This window comes from Pseudoflavonifractor phocaeensis (genome assembly GCF_016901955.1).
GTDB lineage: Bacteria > Bacillota > Clostridia > Oscillospirales > Oscillospiraceae > Flavonifractor > Flavonifractor phocaeensis_A.
In genome coordinates, this window is the sequence record NZ_JACJLC010000248.1 from 1 (window position 1) to 328 (window position 328).

Annotated in this window: 1 protein-coding gene; it reads left to right on the top strand. The window is 48.5% G+C overall.

All coding sequences use genetic code 11. From position 1 onward, the window contains the following. Positions 1–328, top strand: a 328-nt coding sequence (locus H6B51_RS17410) for a winged helix-turn-helix domain-containing protein (RefSeq protein ID WP_243421388.1), incomplete at both ends; no start/stop codon positions are given.

Sequence of the window (328 nt, forward strand, 5' to 3'; positions counted from 1 at the left end):
CTGCACGAAAGAGATACGGAAGTTTTGGAGCAGATTCTGTCTATCCTCAAAAACCACCCTGAGATAGAAAAAATCGAGGTCGACGAGGAGCCGATGGTATCGCTCCCTGGTCTTGAGATCTTTCCAAGCAGACGAAAGGTTTTTCGGGATCGACAGGAGATTCAGCTTACCGCAAAAGAATATCGGATTCTCCTGCTGCTGGCCGCCAACAAAGGCCGTGTGCTGACCTACGCACAGATTTACGAACAGGTCTGGGGCGATTTCACTACAGGAAACGAAAACAATACGATAGGATTTCATATCTGCAACCTGCGCGAGAAGCTGTATC